1 protein-coding gene is annotated in these 343 nt (G+C 62.1%); it reads right to left on the bottom strand.

What is annotated here, in order from left to right; translation table 11 throughout:
• A partial coding sequence (locus ADK52_RS42260) for a hypothetical protein (protein WP_159045907.1) occupies positions 1-343 on the bottom strand: 343 nt, incomplete at both ends.

Here is a 343-nt window from a genome sequence, read left to right as displayed (position 1 = left end):
GGCACCATTGCTCACCCAGTCATTCGCAACACTGCCGTTGGCATCGATGAAGAAGATGTGGTCACCGGCCGCATTGAACGCCAGCGGCGAATCCCCACGCGGCTGACCACCCAGACCCGACGGACCCTGCCAAGCACCGTTGCTCACCCAGTCATTGGCCAGGTTCCCATTGGCGTCGACAAAAGCGACGTGCGTACCCGCGGCATCAGTGGCAAGCCCGGAACCGGCCCGAGCCTGACCACTGATCCCCGACGGACCCTGCCAGGCACCATTGCTCACCCAGTCATTCGCAACACTGCCGTTGGCATCGATGAAGAAGATGTGGTCACCGGCCGCATTGAAC

The sequence above is a fragment of the Streptomyces sp. WM6372 genome (assembly GCF_001279655.1).
Lineage (GTDB): Bacteria > Actinomycetota > Actinomycetes > Streptomycetales > Streptomycetaceae > Streptomyces.
This window is presented reverse-complemented; position numbering and strand designations above follow the sequence as displayed.